This is a genomic window from Burkholderia sp. Se-20373 (assembly GCF_017104705.1).
Lineage (GTDB): Bacteria > Pseudomonadota > Gammaproteobacteria > Burkholderiales > Burkholderiaceae > Burkholderia.
The window spans coordinates 1-17,262 of the sequence record NZ_JAAGPH010000154.1 but is presented as its reverse complement, the minus strand read 5'-3'; the positions used below and the strand labels follow the sequence as shown (position 1 = coordinate 17,262).

Here is a 17,262-nt window from a genome sequence, read left to right as displayed (position 1 = left end):
CGCACGCGCGAGACGCCCGCGAAACCCGCGGCGGCCGATCACGTCGTGTTCGTCGACTTCGACGACGCGGCCGTCCGGATCGGGCAGGGCGCGCGGCTGGCCGACGCGTGGGGCGCACGGTGGGTGACGGCCGACGCGCTGTGCACGGGCCGCGCCGGCTGAGGGCCGGCCGGCGGTGCGCTATGATCGCCGCTTCTGCTTCAACCCATTGGAACAACCCGCCATGCAAGTACTGGTCGATGCCGACGCGTGTCCCGCCGTCATCAAGGACATGCTGTTTCGCGCCGCGCGTCGTGCAGAAATCTGCGTGACGCTGGTCGCGAACCAGTTTCTGCGTACGCCGCCGTCGCCGTTCATCAAGGCGGTGCAGGTGCCGGCCGGTTTCGACGTGGCCGATGCGCGCATCGTCGAGCTGGCGGAAGCGGGCGACCTCGTGATCACCGCCGACATTCCGCTGGCCGCCGCCGTGCTCGACAAGGGCGCGCATGCGCTCGACCCGCGCGGCAACTGGTTCAGCCGCGAGAACATCGAGGAACGCCTGTCGACGCGCGCGATGATGGATCAGTTGCGCAGCGCGGGGATCGACACGGGCGGGCCGGCGCCGTTCAGCGCACGCGACGGCAAGGCGTTCGCCGCGCAGTTCGACCGGTTCCTGGCGCGACAGGGCAAGCCTTGAGGTTGTGTCGCGGCGGCCGCGCGTCGTGATCGCCCTGCGTGGGGCGACACCTGCGCGCCATGCGCTGCATCACCGAATCCGCGTTCAATCGTGCTCGTTGCCCCTGCGAGGATGCAGGTTTGTCCCTACGCTGCTATCGTGGCGCAAACCACAACACAGCATAGGAGCGCACGCGTGTCACCGACTCAACTTCTCGTTCCGACCTTCACCCAGATGCTGCGCGCGCAGTCCGCGTGGCTCGACAAGGCTGCCGCACACCGCCAGGCCGCGGGCGACGCGCCCGACGCGGCGATGTCGCTGAAGCTGGCGCCCGACATGTATCCGCTCGCGGCGCAGGTGCGCTTCTCGTGCTTCCAGGCGATGGAGCCCGTCCACCGGCTGCGCGGCGAACCGCTGCCGGCCGCGCTGCTCGCATTGCGCGAGGCAGGGTGGCATGCGGATGCGCAGCCCGGCACGCTCGCCGATGCGCAGGCGATCATCGCCGGCACGCTCACGTTTCTCGGCGACCTCGCGCCGGATGCGCTCGACGGCGCTGCCGCGCGGCCGATCGCGCTCGAGATGCCGAACGGAATTGCGTTCGACATGACGGGCGAACAGTACGCGCGTGACTGGGCGCTGCCGCAGTTCTACTTCCACGCGATCACCGCGTACGCGATCCTGCGTCACCACGGCGTCGAACTCGGCAAGGCCGACTACGTGCCGCACATGCTCGCGTACGTCCGGCCGGGCACGATTCCGCAAGGTTGAGCGGGCAGGCGCCGGGCAACCGCGAAGCGACATGACGCGGGCGCTCTTCATCTGCAGCCGCAACCGGCTGCGCAGCCCGACGGCCGAAGCGGTGTTCGCCGCATGGCCTGGCGTCGAAACCGACTCCGCGGGCCTCGCGCCGGATGCGGACACGCACGTGTCCGCCGAGCAGCTCGACTGGGCCGATGTCGTATTCGTGATGGAACGGGCGCACAAGGCGCGGCTGGCAGCGCAATTCGGTGCGCATCTGCGGGACAAGAAGATCGTGTGCCTCGATATTCCCGACCGGTACGCCTACATGCAGCCGGAACTTGTCACGTTGCTCGAACGCAAGGCCGGCCCGTTGCTGCGCGCATGACCGGCGCGGGTGATGGGGACGTCAGCGCAGCCGGCCGTTCGCGATCGCCGAGAAGCAGTCGAGACGCAGCAGCTCGATGATCTTGCGCGTCGGCACGCTCGCATGCAGCGTGTCGAGCCGGTCGACGGTGAACCACTTGCAGCGGGCGATCTCGTTGCTCGCGCGCGGCGTCAGGTGCGCCGGCACGTCGGCCACGAACACGTGATGGAGCTTCGTCAGCCCGCCGAACTGCACCGCGTAGTCGAGCGCGAGCCCCTCCAGCCGCGTTTCCTCGGCAAGCTCCCGCAGTGCCGCATCGAGCGGCGTCTCGCCGCGCCGGATCGTGCCGCCCGGCAGCGACCAGCGCGACGCGGTGCGGGCGACCAGCAGCACGCTGCTGCGCTGACGGCACACGATCGTGGCGCGTTCCTTGATGACGGCGAGAGTGTCCAGCCCGGTACTCATGGTCGGTAAAGCAGGTGCTGAATCGTGGAGAAAATGCGTGTCGACGGCGCGTGACCCGGCGGCAGCCGCAACGGCGTACAGGCAGCCGCACCGATCTTAGCCGCCGTTCATGACAGTTCCATGCATGCCTGCGCGGGACCACCGCCGGGTCATGCGTGCGTATAGATCCCGCTGCGCGTGGGCTTCGCGTGGCGCGACTGGCGACGCTTGTGAACGGCACGCCGATGGTGGGACGGCGGCGGCGTGACGTGCCGACGCGCGGGCGCGGGCCGGGCGGTCGGCGACGCCGACTGCGGCGCGCCACCCGGCATCCCGGTCTGTCCTTCGCCGAAGTGGAACGTCTGGGTTTGCGCATGTCCGACGCCCAGCGTCGACGCCAGCATGAAGGCCGCCAGCAGCATCCGTTTCATGAATGATCCGTCCGATTTTTTGAGATGAAGATTGCCCGCCAGCTTAGCCAAAGGCGGGATGCCACCGCAACCGGCCCGTGTTCGGTGTCGCCCCGACTTGCGCACGGCGGGGTCTTCCGCTTCGCGTCAGGGTGCCGCCGGGCTTGACAACGAATTTCCTGAATGTGAATATAAATTCACACACAAGAATTATTGGCCGAATCCGGAAGCTCGCGCTCACGCGCCGGGCTGCCGGGACCGGCCGTCCGATCAACCGGAACCAGGAGCGGGACGCATGGCGGAACACGAGCAGCAGGGCGCGCTGGCGGGATTGCGCATCATCGATCTGTCGCGGGTGCTGGGTGGCCCGTATGCGACGCAGATCCTGGCCGACCACGGCGCGGAAGTGATCAAGGTCGAACCGCCGTCCGGCGACGAGACGCGCACCTGGGGCCCGCCGTTCGACGGCGATACCGCGTCGTACTTCCTCGGCGTGAACCGCAACAAGCTCGGTATCGCGCTCGACCTGACGCAGCCGGCCGACCGCGAGCGGCTGCTCGGCCTGCTCGACCACGCGGACGCGATCGTCGAGAACTTCAAGATCGGCACGATGGAGCGCTGGGGGCTCGGCTTCGACGCGCTGCATGCGCGGTTTCCGCGCCTCGTCCATTGCCGCGTGTCGGGCTTCGGCGCGGACGGCCCGCTCGGCGGGCTGCCCGGCTACGACGCGGCCGTGCAGGCGCTTGCGGGGCTGATGAGCGTCAATGGCGAGGCCGGCGGCGCGCCGCTGCGGGTCGGCGTGCCGATCGTCGATCTCGTCACCGGGCTGAACGCGGCGCTCGGCGTGCTGATGGCGCTGCGCGAGCGCGACACGAGCGGCCGCGGCCAGTTCGTCGAATCGACGCTGTTCGACTGCGCGCTGTCGATCCTGCATCCGCATACGCCGAACTTCTTCCATTCTGGAAAAGCACCCGTGCGCACCGGCAACGCACATCCGAACATCACGCCGTACGACAGCTTTCCGACGGCGAGCGTCGACATCTTCCTGGCGGTCGGCAACAACGGGCAGTTCGCGGGGCTGTGCGACGTGCTCGGCACGCGCGACTGGCTCGACGATCCGCGTTTCGCGGACAACCGCGCGCGCAGCGCGAACCGCGCCGCGCTGCGCACGCTGCTCGAAACGGCGCTGGCCGGACACGACGGCGCGGCGCTCGCCGAGCAACTGATGCGCCGCGGCGTGCCGTGCGCGCCGGTGCTCGGGCTCGATGCGGCGCTCGACCACCCGCATGTCGCGCATCGGCGGATGAAGGTCGAGCTGGGCCGGCATCGCGGCATCGCGTCGCCGATCAAGCTCGGCCGCACGCCGGCCACGTACCGTCGGCCGCCGCCCGCGCTGAACGAACACGCGGCGCAGGTGTTCGCCGACGCCGCGGCCAACGCTGACGACCGCGCCCACGACACGCACCGGGACTGACCCGCATCGCGGCCGCCGGCCGTGCCGCGCGCCCGACGGCGCCGCACGGCCACTCGAACACCACGCCGGGCGACGACGCGCGCACCGGCTGAAGAGGAGACGCATCATGCTTGCATGGATCGGCGCGATCGCCATCGTCGCGCTGTTCGGCCTGATCATCACGAAGCGGCTGTCGCCGCTCGTCGCGCTGATCGTCGTGCCGGTGGCCGCGTCGCTCGCGGCCGGGTTCGGGCTCGCGACCGGCAAGTTCATCGTGCACGGCGTACAGAACATCGGCCCGATCGCCGGAATGTTCGTTTTTGCGATTCTTTTTTTCGGAATCCTCACCGATGCCGGGATGCTCGATCCGATCATCGCAGGCGTGCTGCGCGTGATCGGCTGCCATCCGCCGCGTATCGTGATGGGCTCGGCGCTGCTCGCGCTGCTGATCCATCTCGACGGCTCGGGCGCCGTCACGTTTCTCGTCACGCTGCCCGCGATGATGCCGCTCTATACGCGGCTCGGGATGGATCGCCGCATCCTCGCGTGCGTCGCGTCGATGGCGGCCGGCGTCAATTTCCTGCCGTGGGTCGGGCCGATGCTGCGCGCATCGGCGGCGCTGCACCTTCCCGGCTCCGCGATCTTCATGCCGATGATTCCGGTGCAGATCGTCGGGCTGGTATTCGTGTTCGGCACCGCCTACGTGCTCGGCGTGCGCGAGGCGAAGCGGCTCGGGCTCGATCGTGCCGGCGCGGCGTCGCTCGCGATCACGCCGCGCGCGCTGACCGACGCCGAGCGCGCATTGCGCCGGCCGGAACGCTTCCGGATCAATCTCGCGCTGACGCTCGTCGTGCTCGTCACGCTCGTGGCGGGCATCGTCGACCCGATGGTGATGTTCATGCTCGGCACGGTCGCCGCGCTCGTGATCAACTACCCGGACGTGCAGGCCCAGCGCGAGCGGATCGACGCGCATGCCAAGGCCGCGCTGATGATGGCGAGCGTGCTGCTCGCGGCCGGCGCGTTCACCGGCATCATGTCCGGCACGGGCATGCTGAAGGCGATGGCGGACGTGGTCGTCGCGCACGTGCCGGTCGAGCATGCGCGCCACATGCCGTTCGTGCTCGGGCTGCTGTCGATGCCGCTCAGCCTGCTGTTCGACCCCGATTCGTTCTACTTCGGCGTGCTGCCGGTGCTCGCGGAAAGCGCGAAGCTGCTCGGCGTGCCGCCGATCCAGATGGCGCAGGCCGCGCTGCTCGGCCAGATGACGACGGGCTTTCCGGTCAGCCCGCTCACGCCCGCGACGTTCCTGATCGTCGGCCTGACCGGCGTCGAGCTCGCCGAGCACCAGAAATTCACGATTCCGTTCCTGTTCGCCGCCACCGTGCTGATGGTGTTCGCCGCGGTGATCGTGGGCGTGTTTCCGTTGTGAGCGCCCGAGACCGGCCGCTTGGTATCAACGCGCCGAGAGGGCCATCCTGCAACGGGAAGTTCTTCGAAGCGGAAGCCTCGACGCCGCCGGGCGTTTTCCTTCTTGAAAGCGGCGTAGCCGCTTGGCCTTTTCCAGGAGTGCATGCCATGCAGTTCGACCTGACCGATGACCAGCGCGCGATCGAAAGCGCGATCGAGAAAATCTGTGCACGCTTCGGCGACGACTACTGGCTCGAACGCGATCGCGCGGGCGGGTTTCCGGCCGACTTCCACGCGGCGCTCGCCGAGGCCGGCTGGCTCGGCATCGCGATGGACCCGGCCCATGGCGGCGCCGGGCTCGGCATGACCGAGGCCGCGCTGATGATGCGCACGATCAGCACGTCGGGCGCCGGCCTGTCCGGCGCGTCGGCCGTCCACATGAACATCTTCGGGCTGAATCCGGTGCAGGTGTTCGGCACCGACGCGCAGAAGGCGCGCTTCCTGCCGCCGCTGATCGCCGGGCGCGACAAGGCGTGCTTCGCGGTGACGGAACCCGATGCGGGCCTCGACACCACGCACCTGAGCACGCAGGCCCGCCGCGACGGCGACCATTACGTGCTGAGCGGGCGCAAGATCTGGATCTCGACCGCGCAAGTCGCGAACAAGATGCTGATCATCGCGCGCACGACACCGCTCGACCAGGCCGCGAAGCCGACCGACGGGCTGAGCCTGTTCTACACCGACCTTGACCGCTCGCGCGTCGAGGTGCGCGAGATCGAGAAGATGGGCCGCAAGGCGGTCGATTCGAACATGCTGTTCATCGACGACCTGCGTGTGCCGGAGGGCGACCTGATCGGCAACGAAGGCGACGGCTTCCGCTACCTGCTGCACGGGCTGAATCCCGAACGGATCCTGATCGCCGCGGAGGCGATCGGGCTCGGGCAGGCCGCGCTGCGCCGCGCGACGCAGTATGCGTGCGAGCGCGTCGTGTTCGGCCGGCCGATCGGGCAGAACCAGTCGATCCAGCATCCGCTCGCGCAGGCGTGGATGCAGCTCGAGGCCGCGTGGCTGATGGTGATGAAGGCAGCGACACGCTACGACGCGGGGCAGTCGTGCGGCGCGGAGGCCAACGCCGCGAAATACCTCGGCGCGGAAGCCGCGTTCCAGGCCTGCCAGACGGCGGTCGCGACGCACGGCGGGATGGGCTATGCGAAGGAATACCATGTCGAGCGCTACCTGCGCGAGTGTATGATTCCGAGGCTCGCGCCCGTGAGTCCGCAACTGATCCTGTGCTACATCGCGGAGAAGGTGCTCGGGCTGCCGAAGTCGTACTGACCGGTCCGACCCGGCAGCCGGCCCGGTGCGCGATTTCCCGTTCCGATTCAAGCACTCGTCATGGACGTCAAACTCGTTGCCCGCACGCTCGACCTGTTCGAGCTGTTCGCCGCCGAACGGCGGCCGCTGCCGCTCACCGAACTCGCGCGCCTGCTCAATGTGCCGGCGTCGAGCTGCCTCGCGATGGCGCGCACGCTCGTGAGCCGCGGCTACCTGTACGAAGTGCGCAAGCGCGGCGGCTACTATCCGACACGCCGCCTGCAGACGCTCGCCGCCGCGATCGACGCGACCGACCCGGTCGTCGACATCGTCCATCCGCATCTCGTCGCGCTGCGCGACGCGAGCCGCGAGACGGCCGTGCTCGGCAAGATCCAGGGTGTGTCGGTCACGTATCTCGACGTCGTCGAGTCGGAGCAGGCGATCCGCTACACACGCGCGCCGGGCGAACTGCGCCCGCTGCATGCGAACTCGATCGGCAAGGCGATTTTCGCGGAACTGGCCGGCGACGCGCAGCACGCGCTCGGCGCGCAGTTGCCGTTCGAGCGCTTCACCGATGCGACGGTGGCGGATCTACCCGCGCTCGTCGCGCAAACCGCCCGGTTTCGCGAACTCGGCTGGACCGAGAACTTCGGCGAGAGCGCGCCCGAGCTGTCGGCCATTGCGGTCGCGCTGACGCTCGACGGCGACTGGTACGGGCTGTCGGTGGTCGGGCCGACCGAGCGGATTCGCCAGCATCGCGAGCGGCATGCGGCGCTGCTCGTCGACGCGAAGGCCACGCTGCTGGCCGAGCACGCGCGCGGCTGAAAACGGGCAGGGCGCGGCCGCCCAGCGGGCCGTCCGCCGGCGATCCCGTAGGGCGATCGCCGTGAACGGCCCCGGATGCGCAGGCCGCGCGCCTAGCGCCGGCCGCCACGCCGCATCACGACTTCACCCACACGCCGCCCGCACTCGGGTTGTCGCCTTGCGTCCACCATTTCGCGCAGTATTTCGCGCCCTGGTACATCACGCAGGTGCCGCCTGAATACGCGGTGGTGGCCGACCACGTGGCGGTGCCGCCGCCGACCGCCTTCCACACGGCGGCCTGGCCGGGCACGTCGCCCTGCGTCCACCATTGCGCCTGGTACGTCGTGCCCTGGTAGGTGACCGTCGCGCCGGCCGTATAGACCTGGCCGGCTGCCCAGGGCGCGCCCGGCTGCGGCGTGCCGCCGTTCGAGCCGCCGCCGTAGTTCGGATCCTGCGTGACGCCTGCACCCCACTTGCCGCCGAGCTGCTTGAAGATCGTCGCGAACGCATACGGCTGCTGCGCGACGCCCGAGCAGGTCGGCGACGCATACGTGCCGCCCGACGGGCACGCCTGATCGCGGCCGACCGACCAGTTGCCGAAGAAGCCGTAGCCGTTGCCGACCGCCGCGTTCAGCACGCTTTGCGCATTCGCGAGCGTGAAGGTTTCGCCTTGCACGTCGTTCACGCCGATCATCGGCGTGACGCCGACCATCTGCCAGAGCTGCGCATTCGTCTTCGGCTGGCCGGCCGACTTGAAGGCCGTATCGAGCTGCGAATAGAGCGCCTGCGCGGCACTGATCGCGGCCGCGCCCATGTCGAGGTTCGCTGGGCCGTAGTCCATCGCCATCACGTTCACCGCATCGAACGCGGTCTTGTTCGAGATCGCCGCATTGACGACGTTCAGGCCGTCCTGCGTGAGCCCGGTCGGCATCGTCGGCAGCGTCAGCGTGACGTGCAGCGGCTTGCCTTTCACCGCATAGCTCGCCTGCAGCTGCGTGACCGCCTGGAAGTTGCGTGCGACCGCGGCCGTGTCCGTTTGCGACGCACCTTCGATGTCGAAGTCGATGTGCGTGAGGCCGTACGTGTCGATCACGGTCTGGTACGCGCTCGCCAGCGCGGGGACCGTCGAGCACGCCTGCATCAGCGGCGTGCCGTTCGCACCGCCGAACGACACGGCGACTTCGCCGCCTTTCGCGCGATAGCTCGCGATCGACGTCGACAGCGCGGTCAGCAGGCCGCCGCTCGCGCCGTTGCCGATCGGCTGTACGCCGCCCCACGACGGCACACAGCCGTTGCCCGCGACCACGAACGCGAGCGTGAACTGCTGGATGCCTTGCCGGACGCCGATCTGGTCGACGAGCGGTGTCGGATAGAGCGTCACATCGACATAGGGCGCATAGACGCCGGCGCCCTGGGACACGCTCGCCACGGCAAGCAGGCAACCCGCTGCAAGTGCGCGCGGGATGAAACGCGGCAACACATTGTTGTTCATTGTGTTCTCCAAGTGGAAGAGGGATACGCTGGCCCGCGTATCGCCGCCGGTCGGGCGACCGGGCATGCCCGGCCGACGGCGTGCCCATCTTGGAGGATTCGCGTCGAATAGTGAATGGTCAGGAGTTCTTTTTGTTATTTGATTCCCGATACGTAACGATCTTGCCGATTCGACACAGTTCCGGCATGCGTGACGCGGGTGATTTTTCCGATCGACCGGGTGAGGCCCGACGCGTATTGCTCGCCGTGCTTCAAGCCGATGGCGGCTGCACGAGCGAGCGCGCCAGTGCGACGAAGCGCTCGACGCACGCCGATGCGAACGGCTCGTTCCACGACACGATCTGCTCGACCGCGCGCGTGCCGGCAAGCGGCACGTAGACGACGCCCGGACGCTGCAGCGTGGCCGTGAAGCCCGGCACGATCGCGATGCCGCGCTCGGCGGCCACCAGCGACACGAGCGTCGTGATTTGTGCGGCGGTCGCGCCGATCCGCGGCGTGAATCCGGCTTGCGCGCACAGGTCGTCCAGTGCCGCGGTCAATGCCGAGCCGTAACCGGGCGGAAAGGTGACGAAGGTTGCGTGCGCAAGCGCCGCGACGTCGACGCTCGCACGGCTCGCGAGCGGATCGCCGGCCGGCACGGCCGCGACGAGCGGTTCGCGCGACACGACGAGCGATGCCACCGGCACGCCCGGCGCACCGTGCCACGCCCAGCCGAAACCGATGTCCATCGTGCCGTCCGCGATCTGCTGGCGCTGGCTCGCGGTCGCCGCCTCGCGGAACGCCAGCTCGACGTCGGGCATCGTCCGGCTCGCGACGCGGATCACGTCCGGGAACGTGTCGGACATCGGAATCGAACTCGCATAGCCGATCACGATCCGCCCGGCGATGCCCTGCGCGATCTTGCGCGCGCTCGCCTCGGCCTCGGCGGCCGCGCTGACGACGTGGCGCGCATGGTCGAGGAACGCGGCGCCTTCCGGCGTCAGCCGCACCGCACGCGTCGAACGCTCGAACAGCCGGACGCCGAGCTCGCTTTCGAGTGCGGCGATATGACGCGTCAGCGGCGGCTGCGCGACCCGCAGGCGCAACGCCGCGCGGCCGAAGTGCAGTTCGTCGGCGACGACCACGAAATAGCGGAGGCGGCGCAGGTCGAGCATTGTTGTCGTTCCGGTATCAATCGCGATGAAAACGGTATTGGCGTGCACGCGGCGCGCTCGTCAGACTGTCGGTATCGACACCAGGCCGCTCCGATGAACGACAGGACCACGCGCATCGCGTTCTTTCTCTGCGGCTTCGCCGCGTTTCTCAATCTGTATTCGACGCAGGGCATCCTGCACGAACTCGCGGCCACCTTCGGTGTCAGCGCGGAGCGCGCGGGGCAGGGCGTAAGCGCCACCACGACGGCCGTCGCCATTATCGCGCCGTTCGTCGGCGTGCTGGCCGCGCGCATCGAGCGGCGCGTCGCGATCTCGCTCGCGGCGGTGGCCGTCGCGCTGCCGGTCGTGTGGTCCGCGCATGCGGGCGGTTTCGCGTCGTTCCTCGGCGCGCGCTTTGCGGCCGGTCTCGTCATGCCGTTCATTTTCGCGCTGTCGATCGCGTATATCGCCGAGCGCTTCGATCGCGGCACGTCGGCCGAGATCAGCGCGCTGTTCGTCGCCGGCACGACGCTCGGCGGCTTCGCCGGCCGCTTCGCGACCAACCTGATGACGTCGATCTGGGGCTGGCGGCATGCGCTCGACGTCGTCGCGGCGCTGTGTCTCGTCACGGGCGTCGCGATCTACACGAGCCTGCCGGCTTCCGGCGCGATCGCGCGGCGCGTCGAGCACGATGTGGACACCGGTGCGGGGCCGTCCTGGCGCATCGTCACGCGCGGCCCGCTGCTTGCATCGTTCGCGATCGGTGCATGCGTGCTCGCGTCGCAGGTCGCGACGTTCACGTTCGTCGGCCTGCGCCTGGCCCGCGCGCCGTTCAACTTCGGCACGGTCGGGATCGGCGCGATCTACGCGGTGTTTCTGGTGGCGGTGGTCGTGACCCCGCTGGCAGGACGCCTCGCGCGGCATCGCGGCCCGCGCGCGCCGGGGCTTGCCGCGGCCGCGCTCGCAATCGGCGGGGCGCTGCTCACGCTGTCCGACCACGTGCCGGTGATCCTGGCCGGCCTCGCGCTCAGCTCGACCGCCGTGTTCGTCGAACAGGCGTCGGCCAACACGTTCATCTCGCAGGCGGCGTCGAGCGCGCGCTCGACGGCGATCGGCATCTACCTGTCCTGCTATTACTTCGGCGGCAGCCTCGGCTCGATCCTGCCGGTGCCCGGCTGGCATCGGTGGGGATGGGCCGGCTGCGTCGCGTTCGTGGTCGCGGCGCAGGCCATCGTCGGCGTGCTCGTGTACCGGTTCTGGCATGCCGACGGCACAGCCGGCCCCGCGCAGGCCGACGCACGCGGCGTCACACCGTCGCGCTGACCGGCTTCAGCGATACCAGCGCGGCGTATAGACCCACTCGCGTGCATTGCCGATCGCGAAACGGCGCGTCGTCGACGAGCCGACGATCACCATCGTGCGCATGTCGACCTGATCGCTGCGCAGTGCGCCGAGCGTCGTCGTCGTGAGCGTCGCGCCCGGCCGGCCGATGTCGCGGCCGAGCACGACCACCGTCTCGGCGCTGCGGTGTTCGCGCACGGCATCGAGCGCACGATCGAGCTGCCACGGCCGTGCACGCGAGATCGGGTTGTAGAACGCCATCACCAGATCGGCCCGCGCCGCGTGCCGCAGGCGCGTCTCGATCACGTCCCACGGCTTCAGGTTGTCCGACAGCGAAATCGCGCAGAAGTCGTGACCGAGCGGCGCACCGGCCTGCGCGGCCGTCGCGAGCGACGCCGAGATGCCGGGTTCCACGCGCAGGTCGACCGCGGCCCAGTGCGGATCGCGCGCTTCATCGAGCGCTTCGAGCACGGCCGCGGCCATCGCGAACACGCCCGGGTCGCCCGACGACACGACCGCGACGCGCCGGCCTTCGGCCGCGAGTTCGAATGCATGGCGTGCGCGCTGCATCTCCTCGCGATTGTCGGTGCCGTGCATGCGCTGGTCGTCGCGGAACGGGCCGGCCATGTTCACGTAGGTCGTGTAGCCGAGGATGTCGGTCGCGTCCGCGAGCGCGGCGCGCGCGGCCGGCGTGAGCCATTCAGCACCGCCCGGGCCGAGACCGAGCACCGTCAGCCGGCCGCGTGCATGGCCGAGCGTGGCGGGATCGACCGGATGCGACGCGACCGCGCATGCGATGCCGTTCGTCGTGGCGCGCAGCGCGTGCGCGACGCGCAACGCGCGGCCGAGCAGGGTGGCCGCAGCATCTGTCGCGTCAGCGTCGCCGTCGGTATCGGTATCGGTATCGGCATCAACGAAGCGCAGCGGCACGTCGAGCGTGTGCGCCGCCTCTTCCAGCACGGCATCACCGATTGCCGATGCGGGTGCAACGATGGCCGCGAGCGCCAGTCGTGCGAGACCTTGCGAATCGAGTACGGCCTCAATGCGTGCGGCAAGCGCTTCATCCGCGTGGATAGCCTGCGCATCGACGCCGACCACCACGCTGCGCGGATGAATCACGAGTTCGTCGCGCGTACCGCGCCATGCGTCGGGGGTCACGCGGATCGCATGCGCGGCGGCTTCGTCGCGCGGCAGCGCGACATCGTCGAGCCACGGCGCCGCGCCGTCGATGCGCGTCGACGCGCCCGCGAGCAGATCGGACACGAAGCGCTTGCCCTGGCCGAGATCGGCGAGCGCATAGCCTTCCGGCGGATTGAGCACGCACGCGCCGAAACGCAGTTCGCCGCTCGTCGTGATCGCCGGCGCAACGCCGACGCATGCGGCAATCTCTCGCGCGATCACGTTGACACCCGTGAGCCCGCCGAGCAGCGGCACGACCGCCGAGCCGTCTTCCGCCACCGCGAGCACCGGCGGCTCGACGCCCTTGTCGGCGAGCGAGGCGGCAAGGCAGCGGATCACGATGCCGGCCGCGCACAGCGCGACGATCGGCAGGCCGCGCGCATAGAGTTCCCGCAGATGCGCGCCGAGATCGTCGAACGGCACGTCGGCCGCGACGCGCGATGCGAGGCCATGCACGCGCGCGCCCGGATAGCGCGCCTGGATGCGCCGCGCGGTATCGAGCGCGCCCGCGCCGAGAATCACGATCGCGGGTGGAGTCGTCATCCTTGCCATTTTTCCCCCGGCACGACGAGCAGCGAGAAATACGGCGACGCCATCGGGTCGACTTCGTCGAGCGGCACGATGCGCTGGCTCGCCATCGTCGCGCGCTCGACATACCGCGCACGCTTCGCGAGCCCCAGCTCGTCGAGCACGCGCCGCACCTTGTCGAAATTGCGGCCGAGCTTCATCACGACGGCCGCGTCGGCCCGCGCGAGCCGTTCGCGCAGTTCGTGCTCGGGCAGCACGCCCGACAGCACCGACAGGCTCTGGTTGCGATAGACGAGCGGTTGGCCGAGCACCGCGGTGCCCCCGAGCATCGCGCACACGCCGGGAATCACCTCGGTGTCGTAGCGCGGCGCGAGGCGGTCGTGCAGGTACATGTACGAGCCGTAGAAGAACGGATCGCCTTCGCAGATCACCGCGACGTCGCGCCCCGCGTCGAGGTGCGCGGCAACGATCTCGGCGGCCGTGTCGTAGAAGTCGGCGATCACCGTCTCGTAGCACAGCGGCGGCGGCAAGGCCTCGGTCGTCACCGGATAGACGAGCGGCAGTTGCGTCTGCGCGTCCTGGAGGTGCGCTTCGACGATGCCGTACGCATTGCCTTTCTTGCCCTTCGCGACGAAATACGCGACCACGGGCGCGGCCTGCAGCACGCGCAGCGCCTTGATCGTCATCAGTTCGGGATCGCCGGGGCCGACACCGACCCCGAACAGGCGTCCGCGCGCGGTCGTCATTCGACCTCCGTCGCGAGTGCGTTGACCGCCGCCGCCGCCATCGCGCTGCCGCCGCGCCGGCCGAGCAGGGCGACGTACGGCACGCCGCGGCTGTCGGCGTCGAGCAGCGCCTTCGATTCGGCCGCGCCGATGAAGCCCACCGGGAAACCGAGGATCAATGCGGGGCGCGGCGCGCCGGCGTCGATCATGTCGAGCAGGTGGAACAGCGCGGTCGGCGCATTGCCGATCACGACGACGCTGCCCGCGAGATGCGGGCGCCACAGCTCGAGCGCGGCGGCCGAACGCGTGTTGCCGAGATGCCGCGCGAGATCGGGCACCTCGGGCTCGCCGAGCGTGCAGATCACGCGGTTGTCGGCAGGCAGGCGCGCACGCGTAATGCCTTCGGCGACCATCCGCGCATCGCACAGGATCGGCGCGCCGGCGGCGAGCGCCGTGCGGCCCGCCGTGCCGGCGCCGGCCGAGAAACGCAAGTCGTAGACGACGTCGACCATCCCGCACGCATGGATCACGCGCACCGCGAGTTTCTCGAGGTCGGGCGGAACCTGCGACAGGTCGGCCTCGGCGCGGATCGTCGCGAACGACTGGCGGTAGATTTCCTGCCCGTCGCGAATGTAGTCAAGCATCGGTGGTGTCCTGGCTGTGCCGCGCGCCCGTCAGTCGGGCCGCGGCCTGGTCAATCGTCAGATGGCGCGCGAGCGGGGCGCCGAGGCCCGCGGCGGCGTCGCGCCGGTAAAGGTCGTAGTGCGCGGGCGCAACCGCGACGAGCGTGTGCGTCGCGGGATGCGGCAGCGCGCAGTGGCGTTCGCAGCCGGTCAGATGCACGTCGACTGCATGGCCGATGCGGGCGGCGAGCGCGAGGGCGTCGTGCTTCGTGTCGGCGCGCGCCTTCGCGCAGCCCGCGCTGCCGGTGCACGCGACGAGCGTCGCCAGCGGATCGGACGACGCGCGGACGAGGCCGAGCGACGCGAGCGCATCGAGCGTGGCCGGTGCGCGTTCGCGCGATACGCGATGCAGGAATACGCCTTGCCATGGCGTCATCGACAGCGTGCCGTCGCCGTCGGTCTCGGCCAGCGCGGCGAGCCGTTCCAGTTGGGTGGCATCGAGCCTGCCGAGCACGAATTGCGCGCCGACGTTGCAGCGCGTCGCATCGAGCGACGGGCGCACGCCGAAACGCAGCGTCGGGTCGGTGCACGTGCGACGCCAGCCGGCAAGCGCCGGATCGGCAGCAAGCGGGAAGGGCAGGTAGTGCTGCGCGCGTTCGAGCAGCGCGCGTTCGCCGCATGTTGCGAGCAGCGCGCGCATCCGCGTGACGTCGGCCGGCGCGAGATCGAGGAACGCGAGCAGCAGCGCGCGGACCAGCGTGACGCCTTGATCGGGCGCGACATCGACAGAAGCGGGTGGGGCATCGTGCGCGACCGGCGGACAACCGGCCAGCCCGGCCGCGACGCGCACCGCGCCGTCGCCGCGACGCCACGCGGCCAGCCAGATGTCGTGAGGATGATCGAGCGCCGCAACCGATTCGCCGCCGTCGAGCTGGATCGAGAATTTCGGCGACAGCTCGCCGCGGCGGGGCTCGCGCGCCAGCATGTCGAAGAGCGGCGCGGCGAGCGCGCGGCTGTCGACGAGCGCGGCTGGGTCGTGGCCGGCGAGCGGGCTGAGCAGCACGTTGCGCACGTCGTCGCTCGCGGCGAGCGCGGCTGCATCGGCGTCTGCATTCGAGGTGGCGTCGACGGGCGGGCCGAGACCCGCTTCGAGCAACGCACGCGTCAGCGCGTCGGCCGCGCCGTCGCGAACGCCGCGCAGCTGGAGATTCGCGCGATTGGTCGCGTCGATCGCGCCGGAGCCGAAGGCGCGCGCGGCGGCGGCGATCGCACGTGCCTGACGCACGTCGAGCCTGCCGCCCGGCAGTTTGATCCGGCACAGCCCGCCGTCGGCGGCCGCGACCACGCGCACGAGCCCCGGACAGGCCGACGGGCGCACGACGGGCGACGCAGGAATCGAAACGGGGGCGGAACTCAACGGGGTACCGGGACAGTGTCGGGCCGCGGCCAACGCATCGGTACACCCCGCCCGACGCCGACTGGCACGCACGCACTTTCTGGCCGGCAGGTCTCCTGGCTGACAGGTCGGCGCCGGCTCCCGGCCTTCCCGGTGGAACCAGTGGCATGAGGGGGAGATCGGCTCGCTGTCTACAGTTGCGGGGGCAGCCACAGCGGCGCATGGTGCGCCCTGTGTTCCCTCTTCGGCCCCGAAGGGCACCGGCGAACGAACGGCCGTAGGATACCCGATTTTCGAGACGATCCGGGATTGCCGATATAGCCCGCAACCGCGTCGCAACACGGTCGGAGCCGGTTTGGCGCTATCTCGCAAATGGTACGATTGGCGGCTCGGCATTAGACCGGCGACCGCCGGCATCCGCGATGAAACTCGGCAGGACGGAGCTGTTCGGCATGGGCATCGCGCTGGGCCTGCTGGCCATCCCGGCCTGGATGCTGCTCGCGTGCATACTGATCCCGCTTGCGCCATCGGCCGAGTGGCCGAAGAATGTCGGGCTCGCCGGTCTCGGCGTGCCGATCGCGGCGGGCGGCACGTTCCTGTACCGGAAAACCGATGCACGCTCGCTCATGTGGCTGCTGCTCGGCTGGCTGCTGATCGCGTCGATCGGCGGGATGGTTCTGGCCTTGCTGACGTTCGTCGTCGGCGTGCCGCTCGGCTGACGTCGTGGCCGCATCGCACCGGCGGGCGGGCGACACGCACGGCGCGGGAGCGGATCGGGATCATCGACGAATCAACGCGCGGCAGCCCGGCCGCCGCGCATCGCAACACACGGTAGGGAATCGAACGATGGGGAAGGGTGCATGACGGCGTGGCTGACGGTAGTGGGCATCGGCGACGACGGTTACGCGGGGCTCGGACGCAGTGCGCGTCGCGCATTGCTCGACGCGACGCTCGTCGTCGGCGCGAAGCGGCATCTCGACATGCTGCCCGCGCGGCTGCCGGCCGCGCGCGAGGCGTGGCCGTCGCCGTTCGATCTCGCGGGCGTGCTGGCGCGGCGCGCGTCGCCCGTCTGCGTGCTCGCCAGCGGCGACCCGATGCTGTTCGGCGTCGGCGCCACGCTCGCGCGCCGGCTTTCCCCCGACGAATGGCGCGTCCTGCCCGCGCCGTCGTCGCTGTCGCTCGCGGCCGCGCGCCTCGGCTGGGCGCTGCAGGATGTCGGCGCGGTTTCGCTCGTCGGCCGCCCGCTGGCGACGA

The 17,262-nt window shown here is 70.0% G+C and carries 18 protein-coding genes, 1 pseudogene and 1 riboswitch; of the genes and pseudogenes, 11 read left to right on the top strand and 8 right to left on the bottom strand.

Features of this window, described 5'->3' with window-relative positions; translation table 11 throughout:
• From G3N96_RS39430 to G3N96_RS32405, 4 genes and pseudogenes are all read left to right on the top strand, one after another.
• A pseudogene (locus G3N96_RS39430) lies at positions 1-162 on the top strand (magnesium chelatase); the annotation flags it as partial.
• Positions 163-223: 61 nt separating this feature from the next.
• Positions 224-676: a YaiI/YqxD family protein gene (locus tag G3N96_RS32415; RefSeq protein WP_124584379.1), complete on the top strand. Its 453-nt coding sequence runs from the start codon at positions 224-226 to the stop codon at positions 674-676.
• A gap of 174 nt (positions 677-850) precedes the next feature.
• Positions 851-1,423, top strand: coding sequence for a DUF1993 domain-containing protein (locus G3N96_RS32410; protein WP_206139725.1), 573 nt, complete (start codon positions 851-853; stop codon positions 1,421-1,423).
• A 31-nt stretch (positions 1,424-1,454) separates the two neighbouring features.
• The gene (locus G3N96_RS32405; RefSeq protein ID WP_206139724.1) at positions 1,455-1,781 is read left to right on the top strand and encodes a low molecular weight protein tyrosine phosphatase family protein; all 327 of its coding nucleotides are present in this window, start codon (positions 1,455-1,457) and stop codon (positions 1,779-1,781) included.
• Positions 1,782-1,802: 21 nt separating this feature from the next.
• On the opposite strand, the gene G3N96_RS32400 is transcribed toward G3N96_RS32405, so the two are convergent.
• Positions 1,803-2,225, bottom strand: coding sequence for an NUDIX hydrolase (locus G3N96_RS32400; RefSeq protein ID WP_124584373.1), 423 nt, complete (start codon positions 2,223-2,225; stop codon positions 1,803-1,805).
• Between the two features lie 149 nt (positions 2,226-2,374).
• Entirely contained in the window at positions 2,375-2,635 is a 261-nt protein-coding gene (locus tag G3N96_RS32395) for a hypothetical protein (protein ID WP_089494840.1), read from the bottom strand.
• Positions 2,636-2,909: 274 nt separating this feature from the next.
• Between G3N96_RS32395 and G3N96_RS32390 the strand changes: the two genes are divergently transcribed.
• The 4 genes from G3N96_RS32390 (at position 2,910) to G3N96_RS32375 (ending at position 7,613) form a co-directional block, all read left to right on the top strand.
• Positions 2,910-4,088, top strand: coding sequence for a CoA transferase (locus tag G3N96_RS32390; RefSeq protein WP_206139723.1), 1,179 nt, complete (start codon positions 2,910-2,912; stop codon positions 4,086-4,088).
• A 106-nt stretch (positions 4,089-4,194) separates the two neighbouring features.
• Positions 4,195-5,496: a citrate:proton symporter gene (locus G3N96_RS32385; RefSeq protein ID WP_206139722.1), complete on the top strand. Its 1,302-nt coding sequence runs from the start codon at positions 4,195-4,197 to the stop codon at positions 5,494-5,496.
• 146 nt (positions 5,497-5,642) lie between these two features.
• A complete protein-coding gene (locus tag G3N96_RS32380) occupies positions 5,643-6,809 on the top strand; it encodes an acyl-CoA dehydrogenase family protein (RefSeq protein ID WP_206139721.1) in 1,167 nt (388 codons plus the stop codon).
• Between the two features lie 60 nt (positions 6,810-6,869).
• Complete coding sequence (locus G3N96_RS32375; RefSeq protein WP_206139720.1) at positions 6,870-7,613, top strand: IclR family transcriptional regulator; 744 nt, start codon at positions 6,870-6,872, stop codon at positions 7,611-7,613.
• 115 nt (positions 7,614-7,728) lie between these two features.
• On the opposite strand, the gene G3N96_RS32370 is transcribed toward G3N96_RS32375, so the two are convergent.
• Together G3N96_RS32370 and G3N96_RS32365 are read right to left on the bottom strand one after the other, a co-directional pair.
• A complete protein-coding gene (locus G3N96_RS32370; RefSeq protein WP_206139719.1) occupies positions 7,729-9,084 on the bottom strand; it encodes a chitinase in 1,356 nt (451 codons plus the stop codon).
• Between the two features lie 250 nt (positions 9,085-9,334).
• Entirely contained in the window at positions 9,335-10,237 is a 903-nt protein-coding gene (locus G3N96_RS32365) for a LysR substrate-binding domain-containing protein (RefSeq protein WP_089472778.1), read from the bottom strand.
• Positions 10,238-10,330: 93 nt separating this feature from the next.
• Here G3N96_RS32365 and G3N96_RS32360 point away from each other — a divergent pair, with 93 nt between their 5' ends.
• Positions 10,331-11,539 (top strand): MFS transporter, encoded by a 1,209-nt coding sequence (locus tag G3N96_RS32360; protein ID WP_206139718.1) that lies wholly within the window; start codon positions 10,331-10,333, stop codon positions 11,537-11,539.
• Positions 11,540-11,545: 6 nt separating this feature from the next.
• On the opposite strand, the gene cobJ is transcribed toward G3N96_RS32360, so the two are convergent.
• From cobJ to cobG, 4 genes are read right to left on the bottom strand one after another with little or no spacing between them, the layout of a single operon-like run.
• Positions 11,546-13,279, bottom strand: coding sequence for a precorrin-3B C(17)-methyltransferase (gene cobJ / locus G3N96_RS32355; RefSeq protein WP_206139717.1), 1,734 nt, complete (start codon positions 13,277-13,279; stop codon positions 11,546-11,548).
• Positions 13,276-14,010 (bottom strand): precorrin-2 C(20)-methyltransferase, encoded by a 735-nt coding sequence (locus tag G3N96_RS32350; protein WP_124584357.1) that lies wholly within the window; start codon positions 14,008-14,010, stop codon positions 13,276-13,278. Before G3N96_RS32350 ends, cobJ begins: the two co-directional genes overlap by 4 nt.
• Positions 14,007-14,633: a precorrin-8X methylmutase gene (locus G3N96_RS32345; RefSeq protein WP_046545711.1), complete on the bottom strand. Its 627-nt coding sequence runs from the start codon at positions 14,631-14,633 to the stop codon at positions 14,007-14,009. Before G3N96_RS32345 ends, G3N96_RS32350 begins: the two co-directional genes overlap by 4 nt.
• Positions 14,626-15,990: a precorrin-3B synthase gene (gene cobG, locus G3N96_RS32340; RefSeq protein ID WP_346778922.1), complete on the bottom strand. Its 1,365-nt coding sequence runs from the start codon at positions 15,988-15,990 to the stop codon at positions 14,626-14,628. The genes G3N96_RS32345 and cobG overlap by 8 nt, the downstream gene beginning before the upstream one ends.
• Positions 15,991-16,096: 106 nt before the next feature.
• Positions 16,097-16,288: riboswitch (cobalamin riboswitch) on the bottom strand.
• 142 nt (positions 16,289-16,430) lie between these two features.
• Here cobG and G3N96_RS32335 point away from each other — a divergent pair.
• Positions 16,431-16,727 carry a hypothetical protein gene (locus G3N96_RS32335; protein WP_206139715.1) on the top strand — a complete coding sequence of 99 codons (297 nt, stop codon included), beginning with the start codon at positions 16,431-16,433 and terminating at the stop codon, positions 16,725-16,727.
• A 141-nt stretch (positions 16,728-16,868) separates the two neighbouring features.
• Positions 16,869-17,262, top strand: a 394-nt coding sequence (gene cbiE / locus G3N96_RS32330) for a precorrin-6y C5,15-methyltransferase (decarboxylating) subunit CbiE (RefSeq protein ID WP_206139714.1), incomplete at its 3' end; no start/stop codon positions are given.

What these genes read in the sequence shown, in the direction of transcription:
- G3N96_RS32415 (WP_124584379.1), top strand. Translation starts at nt 224, where the DNA reads ATGCAAGTACTGGTCGATGCCGACGCGTGTCCCGCCGTCATCAAGGAC.
- G3N96_RS32405 (WP_206139724.1), top strand. Translation starts at nt 1,455, where the DNA reads ATGACGCGGGCGCTCTTCATCTGCAGCCGCAACCGGCTGCGCAGCCCG.
- G3N96_RS32400 (WP_124584373.1), bottom strand. Translation starts at nt 2,225, where the DNA reads ATGAGTACCGGGCTGGACACTCTCGCCGTCATCAAGGAACGCGCCACG.
- G3N96_RS32395 (WP_089494840.1), bottom strand. Translation starts at nt 2,635, where the DNA reads ATGAAACGGATGCTGCTGGCGGCCTTCATGCTGGCGTCGACGCTGGGC.
- G3N96_RS32390 (WP_206139723.1), top strand. Translation starts at nt 2,910, where the DNA reads ATGGCGGAACACGAGCAGCAGGGCGCGCTGGCGGGATTGCGCATCATC.
- G3N96_RS32385 (WP_206139722.1), top strand. Translation starts at nt 4,195, where the DNA reads ATGCTTGCATGGATCGGCGCGATCGCCATCGTCGCGCTGTTCGGCCTG.
- G3N96_RS32380 (WP_206139721.1), top strand. Translation starts at nt 5,643, where the DNA reads ATGCAGTTCGACCTGACCGATGACCAGCGCGCGATCGAAAGCGCGATC.
- G3N96_RS32375 (WP_206139720.1), top strand. Translation starts at nt 6,870, where the DNA reads ATGGACGTCAAACTCGTTGCCCGCACGCTCGACCTGTTCGAGCTGTTC.
- G3N96_RS32370 (WP_206139719.1), bottom strand. Translation starts at nt 9,084, where the DNA reads ATGAACAACAATGTGTTGCCGCGTTTCATCCCGCGCGCACTTGCAGCG.
- G3N96_RS32365 (WP_089472778.1), bottom strand. Translation starts at nt 10,237, where the DNA reads ATGCTCGACCTGCGCCGCCTCCGCTATTTCGTGGTCGTCGCCGACGAA.
- G3N96_RS32360 (WP_206139718.1), top strand. Translation starts at nt 10,331, where the DNA reads ATGAACGACAGGACCACGCGCATCGCGTTCTTTCTCTGCGGCTTCGCC.
- cobJ (WP_206139717.1), bottom strand. Translation starts at nt 13,279, where the DNA reads ATGACGACTCCACCCGCGATCGTGATTCTCGGCGCGGGCGCGCTCGAT.
- G3N96_RS32350 (WP_124584357.1), bottom strand. Translation starts at nt 14,010, where the DNA reads ATGACGACCGCGCGCGGACGCCTGTTCGGGGTCGGTGTCGGCCCCGGC.
- G3N96_RS32345 (WP_046545711.1), bottom strand. Translation starts at nt 14,633, where the DNA reads ATGCTTGACTACATTCGCGACGGGCAGGAAATCTACCGCCAGTCGTTC.
- G3N96_RS32335 (WP_206139715.1), top strand. Translation starts at nt 16,431, where the DNA reads ATGAAACTCGGCAGGACGGAGCTGTTCGGCATGGGCATCGCGCTGGGC.